We start from the raw sequence: 20,198 nt of genomic DNA on the forward strand, positions 1-20,198 counted from the left end.
TTTTAACTTATAATGGCGAAAAATGCTCTCGGGGATGTTGCGATTATGTTAGAAATGTTGAAAAGTTGGTATGCGCGTCGTTTAGGCGATCCACAGGCGATGGGATTATTGGCAATTTTACTTTTTGGTTTTATTGCTATTTATTTTTTCGGTGATTTAATCGCCCCTTTGCTTATCGCTATTGTGCTTGCTTATTTATTAGAAATGCCAATCCATTTTCTGACAAGCAATCTAAAACTGCCACGTATGTTAGCCACGATTGTTATTTTTGGTGGGTTTATTGGTTTAGCAACGGTGTTCTTCTTGGTTCTTGTCCCGATGCTTTGGAATCAAACGATTTCCCTACTGAGTGATTTACCGGCTATGTTTAATAAACTTAATGAATGGCTACTTAGCTTACCGGAAGATTATCCTGAACTCATTGATTACTCCATGGTGGATGCGATTTTTAATTCTGTACGGGAAAAAATTCTCGGCTTTGGGGAATCCGCAGTCAAACTTTCTCTCGCTTCGATTATGAACCTCGTCTCACTTGGCATTTACGCTTTCCTTGTTCCATTAATGATGTTTTTTATGTTGAAGGATAAAGGTGAGCTTTTACAAGGCGTGAGCCGTTTTTTACCCCGCAACCGCCATCTTGCTTTCAAAGTATGGACAGAAATGCAACAACAAATTGCTAATTACATTCATGGAAAACTCTTAGAAATTTTAATTGTCACCTTGGTCACTTACGTAATTTTCTTAATCTTCGGATTAAATTATCCACTCTTGCTGTCCGTTGCGGTTGGGCTTTCAGTCCTCGTTCCTTACATTGGTGCGGTGCTTGTGACCATTCCTGTTGCGCTTGTTGCCTTGTTCCAATTCGGCATTAGCCCGACCTTTTGGTATATCATCATCGCTTTTGCCGTGAGCCAACTTTTAGACGGAAATTTACTCGTACCTTATCTGTTTTCTGAAGTCGTCAATCTACACCCACTCATCATTATTATTGCTGTCCTCATTTTCGGTGGATTATGGGGATTCTGGGGGGTATTTTTTGCAATCCCACTTGCGACTCTCGTGAAAGCCGTGATAAATGCCTTACCGGAAGATGAAATAGAAAAGGGCTAGCTCACTGTGTTCCTCTTAAAACACACAAAAAAATAACCGCACTTTTAAAGTGCGGTCATATTCAACGTCTTTTTAACCCACGACAAATGGGAGGTAGCCGGCTCGGATGGCAAATGGGATAGAGGTAATCACCACACCTAATATCAATACGATAAGCAAGGTTACATTGCCTCCCCATACTCGGTATGGAAGATTAGGATGAAGGTTGCGCGCTTTCCAGACAAGACTGACCGGCAATACCACCGCATAGAAAGCAAACATTTGCCCCGCATAACCTAACGCTAAGATAAATCCTTCCGGATAAAACAAAGCGAAAGCTAACGGCGGAATAAATGTCAGTAAACCGAGAGAAATACGCCCTGCAGAAATGTTAAACGAACGTTTTAACAAATCCTCAATACATTCCAACAAGCCCAATCCTACGCCTAAGAAAGAGGTCACTAAGGCTAAGGTAGAAAATAATTTTACCGCACTGGCAATCACCGAACTGCCCGTAATAGCAAGGGTTGCCTTAACTAAACCATTTAAAGTGGCGTCCTCTTTTAGAATTTGTAGAAACTCATTTTGGGTGAGCAAACCATGGGTAGAAAGCTGCCATAAAATATAAGCACCAAGCGTAATCGCTGATCCCACTAAAATAGAAATTCGTAGCGCCTTAACATTTCCGTCTAAATATTTATTCAAACTTGGAATAGAACCATGGAAACCAAAAGCGGTAAAAAAGACCGGGCTGGCGGAGATAATCAATGCACTATCAATCGGCATCGCTAACAAATTATCCATTTTGATTTCCGGTAACATCAATCCTAATACCACGACAAATGCAGCCAACATAACAAAGAATAAAACACGGTTAATGCGATCCACACTATGTGTACCAATCACAATGAAAGCGCCAAAAATCAAGGTAAACAAGATAATGCCGGCACTGTTCCCCAGCCCTTCCGATAATAAACTGTTTAATAAAGAGCCACCACCACTGATGTAGGCCGCAATTAAGGCGTATAAAAAGATAATAAGAACAGCGGTAGCGACAACACGCCCGAACTTACCAAAATATTGTTCGGCGAGTGTCCCGATCCCAGCATCACTGTCTGCAGTTTGATAAAGTTCCACAAATAATAGTGCGGTAAACGTTAGTAATGCCCAGAGCCCTAATAATAAAACTAATGTAAAACCAAATCCGATCCCTGCGGAAGTCAATGGCATCGCCAACATTCCTGCTCCAATCATTGTGCCGGACACCAGCAATGTGCTACCAACCGTTTTGTTCATAACATTTCCTTTTTGTAAGATAAAATTTACAGAAATTGTATTTTAAAATTTACACCCTGTAAACACCCTCCACAAAAATATCTTTAGAATTCACTACGCTTTCTCGTTACAATAGCCAACAAATCAACTAAGACATAAAAAATAGGAGATCTTATGATTTATAGTATGACAGCCTTTGCCCGCCTTGAAGTCAAAAAAGATTGGGGCGATGCCGTGTGGGAAATCCGTTCTGTTAACCAACGCTATTTGGAAACCTTCTTTCGACTGCCTGAACAGTTTCGAGGTTTGGAAAATACATTGCGTGAAAAACTCCGCCAAAATCTCACTCGTGGTAAAGTTGAGTGTACGTTACGCATTGAAACCAAAAAGCAAGTCAATGACGAACTCAATCTCAATAAAGAACTGGCAAACCAAGTGATTCAATCTTTACAATGGATAAAAACTCAAGCAGGTGAAGGTGAAATTAACCTAACAGACGTTTTGCGTTATCCCGGCGTAGTGGAAACTCAAGAACAGGATTTGGATACCATTAGTCAAGATCTATTGACCGCCTTTGATGAATTACTCACCGACTTTATCGCAATGCGTAGCCGTGAAGGTGAAAAGTTACAAGATATTATTCAACAACGCTTAACCGCCATTACAATTGAAGCCGATAAAGTGCGGTCGCAAATGCCTGCTGTTTTACAATGGCAACGTGAACGTTTGTTGCAACGTTTTGAAGACGCCCAAATCAACCTTGAACCTCAACGTCTTGAACAAGAAATGGTTTTACTCGCACAACGCGTAGATGTCGCAGAAGAGCTTGATCGCCTACAAATGCACGTTAAAGAAACCACAAATATTTTGAAAAAAGGGGGGGCCGTCGGGCGTAAATTAGATTTTATGATGCAGGAGCTCAATCGTGAATCCAATACCTTAGCCTCAAAATCAATCAATGCAGATATCACTGCAGCAGCAGTAGAATTAAAGGTGTTAATTGAACAAATGCGTGAACAAATTCAGAATTTAGAATAGGAGAAAAGGATGGCTCAATTTATTCCATTAAATCAATATCAGCTGATTGAAGCACAGGGCGCTGATGCCGAAATCTATCTGCAAGGGCAACTCACCACCGATGTCATTACATTAGCTAGCGGAGCAACAACCCTCACTGCACATTGTGATCCCAAAGGCAAAATGAACGCAATCTTTCGTTTATTCAAAGTGAGCCAAACACAATTCTTTTTATTGGTGAAAAGAGATTTGTTGCCCGGTGCGCTAGAAGCACTAAAAAAATACGCCGTATTTTCCAAAGTCAGCTTTGATTTGTTGGATTGGCAAATTGTGGGCGTGATGGGAGAAAAATGTGGAAAAATTCAACCGCACTTTTCATTGGAAATAGATGAACAACGCACTATCCTACTCAATGAAACCCCATTATCGATCACATTTAATGCTGAGGAAAAACTGTGGGAAGTGGCAGATATTCAAGCCGGTTTACCGAACTTAACGACAAAAACACAAAATGAATTTATTCCACAAGCTTTAAACCTTCAAGCGGTTGAACAGGCGATCTCCTTCACCAAAGGCTGCTATCTTGGACAAGAAATTGTGGCACGAGCGAAATACCGTGGTGCCAATAAGCGAGCGATGTTTATTCTCAAAGGGGAAACTACCGCCCAGCCCGAAATCGGTGATACTATTGAAATGCAAATAGACAATCATTGGAGAAAAACCGGCACGATCACAAGTGCGGTTAATCTTGGGGGGACTTTGTGGTTACAGGTCGTGATGAACAACGATGTGGAAACCGACCAACCATTCCGTTTAGTAGGAGATAACATTCCCCTTACCGTTCAACCCTTACCTTATGTATTAGAGTAAAATGGACGCACAATATTATATTGGGATAATGTCCGGTACAAGCCTAGACGGCGTAGATGTGGCACTGATGGATTTTTCCTCTATGCCACCTAAATTAGAGGCGACAGATTTTACCCCAATGCCCCAGTATCTACGTGAAAAAATCACCACGCTTGTGCAATCGGGCGAAACATCCTTACAACAACTGGGCGAATTAGATCATCAATTGGGACGGTTGTATACAGATTGCGTTAATGCTTTCTTACAGAAATACCACCTTTCTCCGAAAGAAATTCAAGCCATTGGCTGTCATGGGCAGACCGTATGGCATTCCCCAAAAGGGCAATATCCCTTTACGATGCAAATCGGCGATATGAATTTACTTGCGGCTCACACCGGCATAACAACCATTGGTGATTTTCGACGCAAAGATATGGCATTCGGTGGGCAAGGTGCCCCTCTTGTGCCGGCATTTCATCAAGCCGTCTTTTCCGCTCCCAACTATGCCACTGTCGTACTAAATATTGGTGGTATCAGCAATGTTTCTTTATTAATTCCGGCGCTGCCGATAGTGGGCTTTGACACGGGGCCAGGCAATACTTTGCTTGATCAATGGATCGAAAAACACAAAGGCATAACCTATGATAAAAATGGAGATTGGGCAGCGACAGGACAAATCGATGAAACATTACTAAGCACCCTGTTAGATGAACCATTTTTCCACCAACCTCCACCGAAAAGCACAGGACGAGAACAATTTAATTTAGTTTGGTTGGAACAAAAAATTCAACATTTGGCGTCAGATTCGACCGCACTTTTACCACAAGATGTGCAGGCGACACTGGTAGAATTGACCTCAACAAGCATTACTAATGCCCTAGCCAAATTTGAGTCGGATTTACCCAAACGCTTGCTGGTTTGTGGCGGGGGAGCAAAGAATAGCTTAATCATGCAGCGCTTGACAGAACAGCTCCCACAATGGGAAGTTCACACCACCAATGATTTTGGAATAGATTCTGATTATGTCGAAGCAGCGGCTTTTGCTTGGTTAGCCTATCGTAGGCTAAATAATCAATCGGGAAATTTACCAGAAGTGACCGGCGCTCAAAGGGAAATCAGTTTAGGTGCAATTTTTCCAATGCCTTAACTTCATAATATTTAAAAGATATATCCCATAAACAACCAAGCCTCAGGGTGAAAATACCTACTGAGTATTCAAGATAGAGCGATTATGAATAAACTACTTCTTAACACACTCTCAACGTTGATAACAGAACAGCGTAATCCGAACTCAATGAACATCGATCAACTTTCTGCATTAGACATTGTGACGTTAATGAATGCTGAAGATAAACGGGTTCCCCTCGCTATCGAACGGGTGTTACCTCAAATTGCCCAAGCCGTGGAAGCGATTGTCAATGCCTTTCAACAAGGGGGAAGATTAGTTTATATTGGTGCGGGAACCAGCGGGCGATTAGGGGTATTAGATGCGTCAGAATGTCCCCCCACTTTTGGCGTCAGTGGAGAAATGGTAAAGGGGATTATTGCCGGCGGTGAACGGGCAATTCGCTATCCAGTGGAAGGGGCAGAAGACAGTCAAACGGCAGCAGTCGAAGATCTACAAGCCATCCAATTTTCTACTCGGGATGTGTTGGTAGGTATTGCTGCTAGCGGACGAACGCCCTATGTACTCAGCGCATTAAACTATGCAAAACAATTAGGGGCATTAACAATTTCCGTTGCCAGTAATCCTAATTCGGCAATGACCCAAATCACAGATATTGACATCAATACTCTCGTCGGTGCCGAAGTCCTCACCGGTTCAAGCCGACTAAAATCCGGTACAGCACAGAAATTGGTACTCAATATGCTTTCAACTGCCTCAATGATTTTACTCGGTAAATGCTATGAAAATCTTATGGTGGATGTGCAGGCAAGCAACGAGAAACTCAAAGCTCGTGCCATTCGTATTGTTATGCAAGCTACCGATTGTGATGAAACTACGGCTGAACAAACACTTATCCTCGCTGAACAAAATGCTAAATTGGCGATTATGATGATTCTAAGTGGACAACCCAAAGCGGCAGCGGAAAGATTATTAGAAAAAGAGAAAGGGCATTTGAGAAACGCCTTAAATCAGGGCGACATTTTATAGCAATTGAATAAACATAATTTGGCATTTGTAGGGACACACTGCGTGTATCCGTTACAAAAATCAAATTATTTCAATAGGTTAAAATTCGGACACACGCAGTGTGTCCCTACATCTCGTTGAAATGTCTGTTTTGTGCATTTGGGACATAATACAGACATTCTATAAACAACATTTATATTAAAGTTTTAAATATTTCAATCTTAAGGCATTCATCAAGACAGAAAGGGAACTTAAAGCCATCGCTGCCCCAGCAATGACCGGGTTCAGATAACCTAAGGCGGCAAGCGGAATACCAAGCACATTATAAATCAAGGCAAAAAAGAGATTTTGTTTGATATTTTTCAATGTGGCTTGGGCGATAAAAATGCCATCAACAAGCTGATTGACCGACTGGCGCATAAGAGTGGCTGAAGCCACTTGCTCCGCCACATCAGCCCCCGATTTCATCGCAAAGCTGACGTTTGCCATCACCAATGCCGCGGCGTCGTTAATGCCGTCACCCACCATCGCAACAATTTTTCCCTCTTGCTGTAAAGCTTGAATTTTCGCGGCTTTATCACGCGGACTGAGCTTGCCAAATGCGATTGTAATATTAAGCTGTTGTGCAATATCGTCCACAACAGATTGACGATCACCACTCATTATCATGACATCAATATTTTGTTGATGTAAGCGTTCAATAGCACGTTTACTTTCTTCCCGTAATGTGTCAGTGAGAGCAAATGCCCCAACAATGTTGCCATTAATCGAAACAGTCACGATACTGGCAATCTCCCACACAGGGTCAAGTTGAATAGGTAAATTAAATCCACAGAACTCCGGTGAACCCACTTTCACTTCCCCTATTCCTTCAAGTTCAGCCGAAATTCCTGCACCGATTTTTGTATTCACCGAAAGTGCGGTCGGAATGATCAAATTTTTTTCTAATGTTTCACGCACAATCGCTTGAGCAAGGGGATGTGTTGCATATTGCTCTACTGCTGCACTCATTCGATATAAATCATCTTCAGAAATGACCGCACTTTCAGGTTGCCACACGGCTGCGATTTTTAACGCCCCCGTTGTCAATGTGCCGGTTTTGTCTAAAATAACCGTATCAATATGGGCGGCTTGTTCCATCGCTGCCGCATCCTTAAACCAAATACCGTGGCTCACCGCTTTCCCCATTCCAGCCATAATCGCAGCCGGTGTAGCAAGCCCTAACGCACAAGGGCAAGCAATCACCAATACAGCAACGGCATGAATAATTGCCGTGCCAACATCGGCGCTCAGCCACCATGTTAGCCCAAGTGTTACCGCTGCAATCATAAGTACCATTGGAACAAACACTCCGGCAACTTTATCAGCGAAGCGGGCAATTGGTGCTTTTGTACCTTGCGCTTCAGAAAGCGCGTTCATCATATCGCCTAACAATGTTTGTTTACCGAGTTGATTGGCACGATAAGTCAAACTGCCTTCCGTAACCATCGCTCCCGCAAGCACAGTGCTTCCTATTTGCTTCATTTCCGGTAACGCTTCTCCGGTTAAATGGCTTTCATCACACCAACCATACCCCATTTCTACCACACCATCAGCCGCGATACGCTCACCTTGGTTAGCACGTAGTACATCACCTATTTTTACTTGCTCAAGCGAAATAGTTTGCCAAGTTTCGTCACGCAACACGCCAACTTGTTTTGGGGTAAGCTGTAATAATGACTCTAAGCTATTTAGACTATGTTTTTTTGTACGTTCTTCCAAAAATTTGCCTAAACTGACAAACCCTATCACCATAACCGCCGCTTCAAAGTAGATGTCATGTAAAGCATTATGCCCTTGCGCCGTATGATAAAACAACATAAAAGCAGAATAGAAATAAATCGTGAGCGTCCCACTGCTGACTAATACATCCATATTAGCTAAACCGCCCCTAATGCTTCCTATCGCCGCACGGTAAAATGGGATGGCTAAGCCAAATTGAACAATCGTCGCCAACACAAATTGCCACATAGGTGACAACATTAAGTTGTGATAACCGGTAAGCATACCGATCATGCCAATGAGAAATGGCACATTAATCAGCAATAATAGCCAAAGTCGCCAATAGGATTTTCTTTCGTCCTTTTGAATAAGAGGGGTATCTTTCTTTAAAATACCTTTAAAGCCTGTTTTTTGAATAATATCAAGAATATCTTTTTCATTGGCTAATGTTGGATCAAATTCTACTTGGGCTTCTTCCACAGCAAAATTAACGCCAGCCTGCTTAACAAAATTTTTTTTATTCAATACCTTTTCAATTCTGTTCGCGCAAGATTGGCAAGTCATCCCCTCAATTTGAAGGATAATTTTCTTACTCTGCTGCATCAAAACCGGCATCCTCAATGACATCAATGAGTTGTGCAATAGTGATTTTTCCCTCATCAAATTGAATTTCGGCATAACCTTCAAGGGAAACATTCACTTGTGTTACCCCCTCCAATTCTTCCAATAAACGGGTTACACTTTTTACGCAGCCACCACAATGCATACCTGTTACGGTTAAACGAACGTTTTTCATAATTTTCTCCTACTGACATTGAATCATTGATTAATGTAAACTACTATAAACCTTAACTAAAGGTGAAGGTCAAGGTATTTTTTAGTGAATATTAGCAAAGCGGCAAAATTAAGTGGGCTCAGCACAAAACAAATTCGAGATTATGAAAAATTGGGCTTAATTAAACCGGCGCTGCGCAATGTTTCCGGTTATCGCCATTATGAAGAAAAAGATATTGATAAGTTACATTTTATCCGTCATTCACGGGATGTGGGTTTTTCTTTACAACAAATTGCACAATTACTCGCCCTTCAAGATAACCCGACACGTTGTAGCCGTGAGGTGAAAGCCCTAACCGCACAGCACATTGCAGCATTAAGACAACAAATTACTCAATTAGAAGAAATGGTTGAAGAGTTACAACATTGGTATGATGCTTGTCAGGGGAATGATTGTCCCGAATGTTCCATTTTGGACGGCTTAAAAGAGAAAAATTAATAATCCCAACTTTCCGGATCAATGCCCAATTGACGCATAATTTCTTTTGCTTCTTCCGGAATTTCATCATGGCGCTCTTTAAGTAAATCAGCATCGGTTGGCAGAGGCTGACCGGTAAAGGCATGAAGAAAAGCCTCACAAAGCAACTCACTATTGGTCGCATGGCGTAAACTTTTTAATTGGCGACGGGTACGTTCATTAGTCAAAATTTCCAATACTTTAATAGGAATTGACACTGTGATCTTTTTCACCTGCTCACTTTTCTTGCCGTGTTCCGCATAAGGGCTGATATATTTGCCATCCCAATCTGCCATAACGCACCTTTTATCATAATTAAAAACCCAATAAGCGAGGATATTCTAAAGAAAAAACGAGTAAATAACAATCTAGACGGCTAAACGACCGCACTTTTCAACATCAAAGTTAATTGTAATTGATAAATGTTTTATCTCCGTGTCGCCGTCGAAGCGAAGGTGATTTTATCAGGGCGATAACTAATACAACCATACTGAAATGGGCGACCATCAGCTAAATAAGTCGTGCTGGTAACACTCACAACCATATTGTATTCACCAAGATCTAGTGCATTTTCCTCTTCTTCATCGGCATAACGGAATACAATTTCCCGTTGTGAGTGACTGATGTTTAAACCTAACTCATTTTCTAAATATTGATAAATTGATTGTTCTGCAATATCACGATTAATAAAAGGCACAATACGCCGATCAAAATAGGAAACCTCATATTCCACACGCTCTCCATCAATTTCACGTGTTCGAGCGATACGATAAAAGTCAATTTGATCATTGACGTTAAAGATTTTCATTAATTCTTCTTCACCCTGTACGATATATAAACTGCTTAATGTGGTTTTGACCTGATGTGACGAAGAAGGGTTTAATTCCCCAACGGTTTTAATTTCAGAAAGTATTTGTGGTTTTGGTAAATGACGTTCTAAAACAATGGAGTTTCTACCTTGTTGCTTTTGAATGTAACCGTTTATTTCCAGTAGGGAAAGGGCTTTTCGGATAGTATCTTTTGAAAAACCATAATGTTGCATTAGTTCACTTTCACTCGGCAATTCTTGCTTTGCCGCTAACGTACCATTGCTAATATTCGCTTTTATATCGTGATAAACTTTCTTATATTTGCTCATATTCTACTCCGTCTATCTAATCTTTGATTCCATTCCCTTTTCTTCATAGGATAACATAAAAAAACCAAGTTATACGTACAAACATTGATTAAAATCATATTTTTACGTTAATGATAAAACTTTTACGTAAAAGATATTGCATCAAGTCTGATTTTCGTTAAAATTGACGACAACGTTTACTCCTAGGGGATATATTATGCTCACTCGTTCTAGCGGTGTTTTAATGCACATCACCTCACTCCCAAACTCATTTGGTATCGGTAGTTTTGGACAATCCGCTTATGACTTTGTAGATTTTTTGGTTGAAACCAAGCAAACCTATTGGCAAATCCTTCCGCTCACAACCACAAGCTATGGCGATTCACCTTACCAATCTTTTTCTGCCATTGCCGGTAATACTCATTTAATTGATTTTGAATTGTTAGAAAAAATGGGGCTTTTGCAAGAAACTGATTATCTTTCGGTCAATTTTGGGGATGATCCAACACAGGTTGATTATGAGCGTATTTTTTATGCCAGACGCCCGATTTTAGAAATTGCGGTAAAAAATTTCGTTGCAAATGATAAGTTACAACCTGAATTTGAAAACTTTGAAAAAAATAACCGCACTTGGTTAGCTGATTATGCCGAGTTTATGGCAATTAAAGAGCATTTTGGTAATCACGCCTTACAGGAATGGGAAGATAAACAAGCTATCGCACGAGAACCGGAAAGCTTGGAAAAATATCGCACAATGCTGGCACAGCAAATTCAATATTTTAAAGTTACACAATATTTTTTCTTTCAACAGTGGCAAGCCTTGAAAGATTATGCCAATCAAAAAGGCATCAAAATTATTGGAGATATGCCGATTTATGTTTCCGCAGATAGTGTGGAAGTCTGGACAAAACCGGAACTCTTCCAATTAGATGCCGAACGTAACCCTGTATTTGTAGCAGGTGTTCCAGCTGATCAATTCAGTGCTACGGGACAACTTTGGGGTAACCCACTTTATGATTGGAACGAGCATAAAAAACAAGGCTATGCTTGGTGGATTTACCGTATAAAGGAAAGCTTCAAAATTTACGACGTGCTTCGTATTGACCATTTCAAAGGGTTTTCTGATTACTGGCAAGTTGATGGAAAAGCGGAAATTGCGAAGTTTGGAAGCTGGCAACCTGGTCCGGGCTATGAGCTATTTGAAGCCGTAAAACAACAATTAGGCGACTTACCGATTATCGCTGAAGATCTGGGCAATATTGATGATAAAGCGAAAAAACTGTTAGCTGATTGCGGTTATCCCGGTATGAAAATTTTACAATTTGGTTTTGAAGATACCACGGGAGCCAGTTTTGATAGCCCTCATCATTGCATTCCTCATTGTATTGCTTACACAGGGACGCACGATAATGATGTCATTAATGGTTGGTATAACAATTTAACACCAGAGCAACAACAATATATCAATGACTATACACATCGTGGCACTGATGAATCTGTTTGTCAGGCAGTGATTCGTCAACTATTTGCAACGGTCAGTAATACAGCGATTGCCACTATGCAAGATATTTTAGATTTGCCAACCTGTTCAAGAATGAATATCCCTTCTACCATTGGTGGAAACTGGCAATGGAGAATGCAAAAAACCGATCTCACGCAAGATAAAAAAGATTTCTTAACAAAAATAACCGCACTTTATCAAAGAGCGAATAAGGAAAAAAATAATGATTAAATTTAGTACTTTTGTGCAAACCACAACCAACAAAACACTTGAAGAATTAAATGATCAAGATGTTTATGTACAATTATTAAACTATATAAAAACAATTTCTGCGGATAAACCCAAAAATACCGGTAAACGTAAGGTTTATTATATTTCGGCTGAATTTTTGATTGGTAAATTATTATCTAATAATCTTATTAATCTTGGCATCTACCAAGAAATTAAAGATGAATTAGCTCGTGTAGGAAAATCATTAAGCCATATCGAAGATATTGAGCCTGAACCTTCTTTAGGAAATGGCGGCTTAGGCCGTTTAGCCTCTTGTTTTATTGATTCAATGTCAACTCTTGGCTTAAATGCAGAAGGGGTAGGATTAAATTATCATTGCGGTCTGTTTAAACAGGTCTTTAAACACAATGAACAAAAAACAGAACCCAATTATTGGATCGAAAACAATTCTTGGTTAGTCCCGACAAAGATTAGTTACGAAGTGCCATTTAAAGCCTTTACGTTAACATCAAAATTAGATCGTATTGATATTTTAGGTTATCAAAAATCGACTAAAAACTATCTCAACTTATTTGATATCAAATCAGTGAATTATCACTTAATTAAAAATGGCATTGAATTCGACAAAACCAATATTGAAGAAAACTTAACCCTATTTCTTTATCCGGATGATTCTGATAAAAACGGGGAATTACTACGTATTTATCAACAATATTTTATGGTCTCCAATGCGGCACAATTATTAATTGATGAAGCGATTGAGCGTGGTAGTCATTTACACGATTTAGCAGATTATGCTTATGTACAAATTAATGATACCCACCCTTCAATGGTCATTCCGGAGCTCATTCGCTTACTCACCGAAAAACATCATTTGGAATTTACGGAATCAGTCAATATTGTGCGTAATATGGTGGGTTATACCAACCATACCATTCTTGCCGAAGCCTTAGAAAAATGGCCGCTTGATTATTTAGAAGAAGTTGTCCCTCACTTGGTTGTGATTATCAAAAAATTAGATGAATTAGTACGTAGCGAATATCAAGATCCCGCGGTACAAATTATTGATGAATACAACCGTGTGCATATGGCACATATGGACATCCATTTTTCAAATTCGGTAAACGGTGTGGCAGCATTACATACCGAGATTTTAAAAAATTCGGAACTCAAAGCATTTTATGCGATTTATCCAGAGAAATTTAATAATAAAACAAATGGGATTACTTTCCGCCGTTGGTTAGAATTCTCCAACCAAGAACTTGCTGCTTACCTTAAACAGTTAATTGGTGATAACTATCTGCAAGATGCCACACAGTTAGAAAAACTGCTTGCTTTTGCCGATGATAAACAGGTTCATCAAAAACTGGCGGAAATTAAGTTTAAGAACAAATTAGCCTTAAAAACCTATCTTAAAGAAAATAAAGGCATTGAGTTAGATGAAAATTCAATTATTGATACGCAAATTAAGCGTTTCCATGAATATAAACGTCAACAAATGAATGCACTTTATGTGATTCATAAATACCTTGAGATCAAAGCAGGTAAATTGCCTCAACGTAAAATCACCGTTATTTTTGGTGGAAAAGCAGCCCCTGCTTATATCATTGCGCAAGATATTATTCATTTAATTTTATGTTTATCCGAACTCATTAATAATGATCCGGAAGTCAATAAATACTTAAACGTTTATTTGGTGGAAAATTATAATGTCAGCGTGGCGGAAAAATTAATTCCGGCAACCGATATTTCCGAGCAAATTTCCCTCGCTTCAAAAGAAGCCTCAGGCACAGGGAATATGAAATTTATGCTCAATGGCGCATTAACGCTCGGTACGATGGATGGCGCAAATGTTGAGATAGCGGAGCTTGCGGGGTCTGAAAATATTTATACTTTTGGTAAAGATTCACAAAGTATTATTAAACTTTATGAAACGGCAGGCTACGTTTCAAAAGATTACTATGACAGTGACGAGCAGATTAAACGTGCGGTAGACTTCATCGTTAATCCGATATTGGTAAAACTTGGTAATGCGGAGCGTTTAGAACGTCTTTACCATGAACTCTTGAATAAAGACTGGTTTATGACCTTAATTGACTTTAATGCTTATGTAAAAGCTAAAGAGCAAATTTTAGCGGATTACGAAAATCAAGACAGTTGGAATAAAAAAGTCATTCAAAATATCGCCAAAGCGGGCTTCTTTTCCTCAGACCGAACGATTGCTCAATATAACAAGGATATTTGGCACTGTGAGGGTTAAAGGAGGGGCAATGAAACTACTTACCCTAAACGTACACGCTTGGTTAGAAGATAACCAAGCAGAAAAAATTGCCATTCTTGCTCAAACGATAGTGGAAAAGGGGTACGACATCGTTGCACTGCAAGAAGTCAATCAACTTATAGCAGCAATGCCTATAGCCCCAACCTTAAAGCAGGATAATTATGGCGTAATATTATTACGCCAAATTAACCAGCAAGTTGAGCAAAAATATTCATTATTTTGGAGCAATTCACATATTGGCTATGACAAATATGATGAAGGTATCGCATTTTTAACCCGCCTGCCGGTTTATGAAGTCGATCCTTTTTATTGTAGTCGGCATCAGCGACTTGATTCCATTCTCTCACGTAAAATACTAGGATTAACTGTGGAATACCAAAATCAGCTTATTGATTGTTATTCCTGTCATATTAATTTGCCTGACTGCGAAGGCGAAAATCAACTCGATAATATTCAAAATATCGTTAAACGTAGTCAGAGTGGAAATTTAAAAATCCTCATGGGGGATTTCAATACTGATGCAATCAGCAATCCACAAACCTATCAGCAAATCAAATCATTAGGTTTACTTGATACTTACGAACTTGCCGAGCAAAAGGATTCGGGTATTACGGTAGAAAAAGCCATTGATGGCTGGCGCAGTCATAGCGAAGAAAAGCGTTTGGATTATATTTTTTTAAATCAAGCCAAAAGGGTATTATCAAGCCAAGTGATTTTTAACGGCAAAAATAAACCTGTGGTTTCTGACCATTTTGGCTTGGAAGTGGATGTCATATTGTAGGAGAAAACAAATGAAAAAATTGCTAAGTTTTGAATTTTGGCAAAAATTTGGCAAGTGCCTGATGGTGGTCATCGCCGTCATGCCCGCTGCCGGATTAATGGTCAGTATTGGCAACTCGTTACCTTTACTTAGCGATGCGGAATGGGTCGCACGCATTGGTAACATTATTGCCCAAATTGGCTGGGGAATTATCGGTAACCTCCATCTTTTATTTGCTTTAGCCATTGGAGGAAGCTGGGCAAATGAACGGGCAGGCGGTGCATTTGCCGCAGGTTTAGCCTTTATTTTGATTAACTTAATCACCGGTCATTTTTTCGGTGTAAAAATTGAAATGTTGTCGGATCCTAATGCTCATGTCAGTACATTATTTGCCGGTGACATTCCGGTAGCAAATTACTTTGTCAATATACTTGGGCAGCCGGCATTAAATATGGGCGTATTCGTCGGGATCATCGCAGGTTTTGTCGGTGCAACGACCTTCAATCGCTACTACAATTTCCGCAAATTACCTGAGGTTCTCACCTTCTTTAATGGTAAACGCTTTGTCCCTTTTGTCGTCATTTATCGCTCTGTACTGGTCGCATTAATCCTTGCCTTGTTCTGGCCTTTAGTACAGACGGGGATCAATCATTTCGGTCAATGGATTGCAAGTTCACAAAATAGTGCGCCAATCCTTGCCCCTTTTATCTACGGTACATTAGAGCGTCTTTTATTACCTTTTGGCTTACATCATATGCTGACTATCCCGATGAATTACACATCATTAGGGGGAACCTATGAGTTCTTAACCGGGGCTCAAAAGGGTGCACAAGTCTTTGGGCAAGACCCATTATGGTTGGCTTGGATCTCCGACTTAATTAATTTAAAAGACGCGGGAAATCTAGCACAATATAATGATTTACTTTCAAATGTAACGCCGGCTCGTTTCAAAGTGGGGCAAATGATTGGTTCAAGTGGTATCTTAATGGGGATCACCCTTGCTATGTATGTGAATGTCGATGCGGATAAGAAAAAACTCTATAAAGGGATTTTCCTTTCCTCTGCTCTTGCCGTATTCCTAACAGGCGTAACCGAACCGATTGAATATATGTTTATGTTCGCCGCCATGCCGCTTTATATCGTGTATGCTTTGGTTCAAGGTGCCGCATTTGCCATGGCGGATATTGTGAATTTACGGATGCATTCATTCGGTAATATTGAGTTTTTAACCCGTACCCCAATGGCGATTAAAGCTGGTATCGGTATGGATGTCATCAACTTTATTTGGGTTTCCATTCTCTTTGCTGTAGGAATGTTCCTCATTGCGAATTTTATGATTAAAAAATTCAACCTAGCAACCGCAGGGCGCAATGGTAACTATGATGCGAAAAGTGCCGACGAAAACACTTCCGGTGAACCTAAAGTCGCCAACGCAAGTGCACAGGTTGTCCAAATTGTGAATTTACTTGGTGGACGCAATAATATTGCCAATGTTGATGCTTGTATGACGCGCTTACGTATTTCTGTACATAACGCAGATTTGGTCGGTGATGAGTCAGGTTGGAAACAAGCCGGTGCAATGGGGGTTATTATCAAAGGTACCGGAATTCAAGCTATCTACGGACCGAAAGCTGATGTGCTTAAATCCGATATTCAAGATCTGCTTGCCTCCGGTGCTGAAATTCCAAAAGTTTAAATGAAGTTCCGGTATTATATTTATAATAGCGAACACATAAAATAGAAGTCATATCATTGTAGGGACGCCACGCTAGCGTCCTTATTTAAAAGATTAACCGGCATAGTGTCCCTACTGCGTATTCAATATGGGGTATATTGTGCAAGTGCGACATAATATTGAAAAAGTGCGGTCAAAATTGACCGCACTTTTTTCTTCCTAAAATCAACCAAGCATTAGCGCATTGTCACAAATTCTTCTGAACCCGTTGGGTGAATCGCTACGGTGTTATCAAAATCAGCTTTTGTTGCGCCCATTTTAATTGCAACCGCAAAACCTTGAATCATTTCATCCACTCCGAAACCGATTCCATGCAAGCCGACAATTTTCTCATCTTTGCCAACACAAACTAACTTCATTCGGCAAGGTTGGCGATGCTGAGTGACTGCGGTGTACATTGCAGTAAAGGACGATTTATACACTTTCACGTTTTCTTCGCCATATTGCTCAATAGCCTGCGGTTCAGTCAGACCAATTGTGCCAATAGGAGGGTGACTAAATACTACCGTTGGAACGAGATTGTAGTCTAAATGCTCGTTAGGTTTACTATTGAATAGACGCTCAGACAAACGTCGACCTGCTGCAACAGCAACCGGTGTTAATTCAATACCGCCTTCAATAATATCACCTACCGCATAAACCCCTTTCACATTGGTATTTTGGTACTTATCTACCTTAATATAACCACGTTCATTGGTTTCCACACCCGCACGCGCTAAGCCAATCTTATCGGTAGCCGGCTCACGACCTGCCGCCCAAATCACGCAATCCACAGTAATACTACGTTCATGGTCAAATTTCGCCGTGAGAGAACCATCCTCATTCTTAATGATTTCTTGAATGGTCGTATGTTTGTGCAACAAAATACCGTCTTGTTCCAATACTTCAAGTAAGGTCTCAACAATTAATGGATCTTGATTTCGCATTGGTGCATGGCGGCGTACAACCAAGTGTGTTTCAGAACCAAGGCTATTTAGCACACCGGCAAGTTCCACTGCGATATACCCTGCACCAATAATCGCGACACGTTTAGGTAATTCAGTTAATTCAAAGAAACCATCAGAATCAATGCCGTATTCTTGTCCTTTCACAGAATAAGGACGAAACGGTCTTCCTCCTGTCGCAATTAGAATATGATCTGCAGTCACCTGTTCAGTTGAGCCATCAGCAAAAGTGATCTCAATGGTATGAGCATCAATAAACTTACCGAATCCCTTAATCACATCAACGCTATTTTTAGCAAGTACATTGTTATAAGAAGTATGAATACGGCTAATGTAGGCCTGACGACTCTCAATAAGTTTTTCAAAATCAAACTTTTTCACATCCACATCAAAACCATAGTCGGGTGCATAGTGATGAATCGCCTCCGCAATTTGAGCGCCATAAAACATCACCTTTTTCGGCACACAGCCTACATTCACGCAAGTCCCACCTAAATATTTTGCCTCAATAATCGCACATTTTTTACCATAACTTGCGGCCCGATTAATTGAAGCAATGCCCCCACTACCCCCACCAATGGCAATATAGTCATAATGTTTAGTCATTGTTTTACCCTTTTTTAAATATAGAAACTTTCCGCATTCTGCCGAAAATTCACCAAGAAAGCTATAAATTAGTATGATTGAGAATGCCTATATAGAAGTAAAGTGTAATCATTTTTACCTGTATCTGGCCAACTAAGATTTATCCTACTTTATCTTTTCTTGCAATCCTAATAAATCTGCGTATGATCCAACCCCTATTTTCAACTCGGGTTCCCTCACCCCGATTTCTATTGATTTAAAAAGGTAAAACATGAATATTAATTATCCTATTTTTAATACACAACAAAAGCGTACCGCCCTCATTTGGTTAAGTTTTTTCCATATTTTGATCATTGCGGCAAGCAATTATTTAGTACAAATCCCCTTTGAAATTTCCCTAAAATTAACCGCACTTGGTGCCGCACAGGATTTTTCCTTCCATAGCACTTGGGGAACACTCACTTTTCCTTTCATTTTTCTTGCCACAGACTTAACGGTACGTGTGTTTGGTGCAAAAGAAGCCCGTTGGATTATTTTTATTGTGATGATCCCGGCTCTTATTATCAGTTATGTCATTTCTGTGCTGTTCTCTGATTCTCAATATCAAGGTATCGGAGCATTAAATGGCTTTGATATGTTTGTTTTCCGCATTGCATTGGCGAGTTTTTTAGCTTATGTGGTAGGGCAATTATTAGATGTCACAGTATTCAACCGATTACGGCAACTTAAAACTTGGTGGATAGCCCCAAGCTGTTCAATGACCTTGGGCTCCATGGCAGATACCTTCGTATTTTTCAGTGTGGCATTCTACCAAAGTGCCGATTCTTTTATGGCTGAACACTGGGCACAACTTGGCTTTGTCGATTATTTATTCAAATTGTTTATTGGTATTTTGCTATTCATCCCTGCTTATGGCGTGGTATTGAATGTGATTTTGCGTAAACTCCAAACATTAAGTAACCAAAAATCGGTTTGATATTTATAGGGACACACTGAGTGTGTCCGAATTTTAACCTATTGGAATAATTTGATTTTTGTAGAGGATATACTGCATATAGCACTACAAATAAACCCAGAAAGCAAGTTTGTGCCGCAGCCACATAGTGCCAAAAAACCATTAAATATTGACCGCACTTTATGTTCAGTCAATCACTGTCCTTGGTTTTTATCCCAATTAATCCACATACGAGTGATTTGAAGTCGTCCTTCATTCATTTTGGTTCGAAAATACATCTTTAAACGCATCGCTTCTACACTTTCCCCTAAAAATGAGGCTTTCAAATCATAGGTAGCGGTCAGCCTATCTTTACCGATAGGTAACACTTTGACGGCTTTCAACATATCATAATACAACACCCCGTCTTTTAAATTATTCAGCCAATCTGCCTTGGTAAAACGATTTCGCTTTGCATCTCGAATCACTGTCAGCACAAAACCATCTGCTAATAACTTATCAAGCTCAAGGTAATTTTCGTTTTCAAGGGCAATCACAAGTTGTGAGTACAATTCGGCGAGTTCAATCTGTTCTGCCTCACGATTTCGCATATCGTACAATGCCGGTGTAATGGCTATCGCACTGACAGTGAGTGATAATAATAGAGAAAAGAACACATGACGTAATTTCATTT

General features: G+C 40.0%; 18 protein-coding genes. 11 read left to right on the forward strand and 7 right to left on the reverse strand.

Annotated features, from left to right (window positions below):
- The first annotated feature begins 45 nt into the window (after positions 1 to 45).
- Positions 46 to 1,110, forward strand: a complete 1,065-nt coding sequence (locus tag E4T92_RS04565) for an AI-2E family transporter (RefSeq protein ID WP_135093706.1) — start codon at positions 46 to 48, stop codon at positions 1,108 to 1,110.
- 72 nt (positions 1,111 to 1,182) lie between these two features.
- Here E4T92_RS04565 and E4T92_RS04570 read toward each other — a convergent pair whose 3' ends face one another.
- Positions 1,183 to 2,385 (reverse strand): aromatic amino acid transporter, encoded by a 1,203-nt coding sequence (locus E4T92_RS04570; protein ID WP_135093619.1) that lies wholly within the window; start codon positions 2,383 to 2,385, stop codon positions 1,183 to 1,185.
- A 153-nt stretch (positions 2,386 to 2,538) separates the two neighbouring features.
- Here E4T92_RS04570 and E4T92_RS04575 point away from each other — a divergent pair, with 153 nt between their 5' ends.
- From E4T92_RS04575 to murQ, 4 genes are all read left to right on the forward strand, one after another.
- Complete coding sequence (locus E4T92_RS04575) at positions 2,539 to 3,402, forward strand: YicC/YloC family endoribonuclease (protein ID WP_135093620.1); 864 nt, start codon at positions 2,539 to 2,541, stop codon at positions 3,400 to 3,402.
- Positions 3,403 to 3,411: 9 nt separating this feature from the next.
- Complete coding sequence (locus E4T92_RS04580) at positions 3,412 to 4,251, forward strand: folate-binding protein YgfZ (protein ID WP_135093621.1); 840 nt, start codon at positions 3,412 to 3,414, stop codon at positions 4,249 to 4,251.
- Between the two features lies 1 nt (position 4,252).
- Entirely contained in the window at positions 4,253 to 5,377 is a 1,125-nt protein-coding gene (locus E4T92_RS04585; protein WP_135093622.1) for an anhydro-N-acetylmuramic acid kinase, read from the forward strand.
- Between the two features lie 84 nt (positions 5,378 to 5,461).
- Positions 5,462 to 6,385 (forward strand): N-acetylmuramic acid 6-phosphate etherase, encoded by a 924-nt coding sequence (gene murQ / locus E4T92_RS04590; RefSeq protein ID WP_135093623.1) that lies wholly within the window; start codon positions 5,462 to 5,464, stop codon positions 6,383 to 6,385.
- 177 nt (positions 6,386 to 6,562) lie between these two features.
- Here murQ and E4T92_RS04595 read toward each other — a convergent pair whose 3' ends face one another.
- Together E4T92_RS04595 and E4T92_RS04600 are read right to left on the reverse strand one after the other, a co-directional pair.
- Complete coding sequence (locus tag E4T92_RS04595; protein WP_135093624.1) at positions 6,563 to 8,728, reverse strand: heavy metal translocating P-type ATPase; 2,166 nt, start codon at positions 8,726 to 8,728, stop codon at positions 6,563 to 6,565.
- The gene (locus tag E4T92_RS04600) at positions 8,715 to 8,921 is read right to left on the reverse strand and encodes a heavy-metal-associated domain-containing protein (protein WP_135093625.1); all 207 of its coding nucleotides are present in this window, start codon (positions 8,919 to 8,921) and stop codon (positions 8,715 to 8,717) included. Before E4T92_RS04600 ends, E4T92_RS04595 begins: the two co-directional genes overlap by 14 nt.
- 84 nt (positions 8,922 to 9,005) lie before the next feature.
- On the opposite strand from E4T92_RS04600, the gene cueR reads away from it, so the two are divergent.
- A complete protein-coding gene (cueR, locus tag E4T92_RS04605) occupies positions 9,006 to 9,398 on the forward strand; it encodes a Cu(I)-responsive transcriptional regulator (RefSeq protein WP_135093626.1) in 393 nt (130 codons plus the stop codon).
- Here cueR and metJ read toward each other — a convergent pair.
- Together metJ and E4T92_RS04615 are read right to left on the reverse strand one after the other, a co-directional pair.
- The gene (metJ, locus tag E4T92_RS04610; RefSeq protein WP_077542511.1) at positions 9,395 to 9,712 is read right to left on the reverse strand and encodes a met regulon transcriptional regulator MetJ; all 318 of its coding nucleotides are present in this window, start codon (positions 9,710 to 9,712) and stop codon (positions 9,395 to 9,397) included. The two genes, cueR and metJ, sit on opposite strands and share 4 nt — an antisense overlap.
- Positions 9,713 to 9,843: 131 nt before the next feature.
- Positions 9,844 to 10,554: a UTRA domain-containing protein gene (locus E4T92_RS04615; protein ID WP_135093627.1), complete on the reverse strand. Its 711-nt coding sequence runs from the start codon at positions 10,552 to 10,554 to the stop codon at positions 9,844 to 9,846.
- A 196-nt stretch (positions 10,555 to 10,750) separates the two neighbouring features.
- Here E4T92_RS04615 and malQ point away from each other — a divergent pair, with 196 nt between their 5' ends.
- The 4 genes from malQ to E4T92_RS04635 are packed head-to-tail and all read left to right on the forward strand — an operon-like array spanning position 10,751 to position 17,002.
- Entirely contained in the window at positions 10,751 to 12,265 is a 1,515-nt protein-coding gene (gene malQ, locus E4T92_RS04620) for a 4-alpha-glucanotransferase (protein ID WP_135093628.1), read from the forward strand.
- Positions 12,258 to 14,525, forward strand: coding sequence for a glycogen/starch/alpha-glucan family phosphorylase (gene glgP, locus E4T92_RS04625; RefSeq protein WP_228063552.1), 2,268 nt, complete (start codon positions 12,258 to 12,260; stop codon positions 14,523 to 14,525). The genes malQ and glgP overlap by 8 nt, the downstream gene beginning before the upstream one ends.
- A gap of 10 nt (positions 14,526 to 14,535) precedes the next feature.
- Positions 14,536 to 15,327, forward strand: coding sequence for an endonuclease/exonuclease/phosphatase family protein (locus tag E4T92_RS04630; protein WP_135093629.1), 792 nt, complete (start codon positions 14,536 to 14,538; stop codon positions 15,325 to 15,327).
- A gap of 10 nt (positions 15,328 to 15,337) precedes the next feature.
- Positions 15,338 to 17,002 carry a PTS transporter subunit IIBC gene (locus E4T92_RS04635; protein WP_135093630.1) on the forward strand — a complete coding sequence of 555 codons (1,665 nt, stop codon included), beginning with the start codon at positions 15,338 to 15,340 and terminating at the stop codon, positions 17,000 to 17,002.
- 215 nt (positions 17,003 to 17,217) lie between these two features.
- On the opposite strand, the gene gorA is transcribed toward E4T92_RS04635, so the two are convergent.
- Positions 17,218 to 18,591, reverse strand: coding sequence for a glutathione-disulfide reductase (gene gorA, locus E4T92_RS04640; protein WP_135093631.1), 1,374 nt, complete (start codon positions 18,589 to 18,591; stop codon positions 17,218 to 17,220).
- A gap of 250 nt (positions 18,592 to 18,841) precedes the next feature.
- On the opposite strand from gorA, the gene E4T92_RS04645 reads away from it, so the two are divergent.
- Complete coding sequence (locus E4T92_RS04645; RefSeq protein WP_135093632.1) at positions 18,842 to 19,546, forward strand: 7-cyano-7-deazaguanine/7-aminomethyl-7-deazaguanine transporter; 705 nt, start codon at positions 18,842 to 18,844, stop codon at positions 19,544 to 19,546.
- 173 nt (positions 19,547 to 19,719) lie between these two features.
- On the opposite strand, the gene E4T92_RS04650 is transcribed toward E4T92_RS04645, so the two are convergent.
- Complete coding sequence (locus E4T92_RS04650; protein WP_077542518.1) at positions 19,720 to 20,196, reverse strand: hypothetical protein; 477 nt, start codon at positions 20,194 to 20,196, stop codon at positions 19,720 to 19,722.
- Positions 20,197 to 20,198: the final 2 nt, after the last annotated feature.

Origin of the sequence: Pasteurella sp. WM03, from assembly GCF_004570945.1 — a bacterium.
In the GTDB taxonomy this organism is placed as follows: domain Bacteria; phylum Pseudomonadota; class Gammaproteobacteria; order Enterobacterales; family Pasteurellaceae; genus Rodentibacter.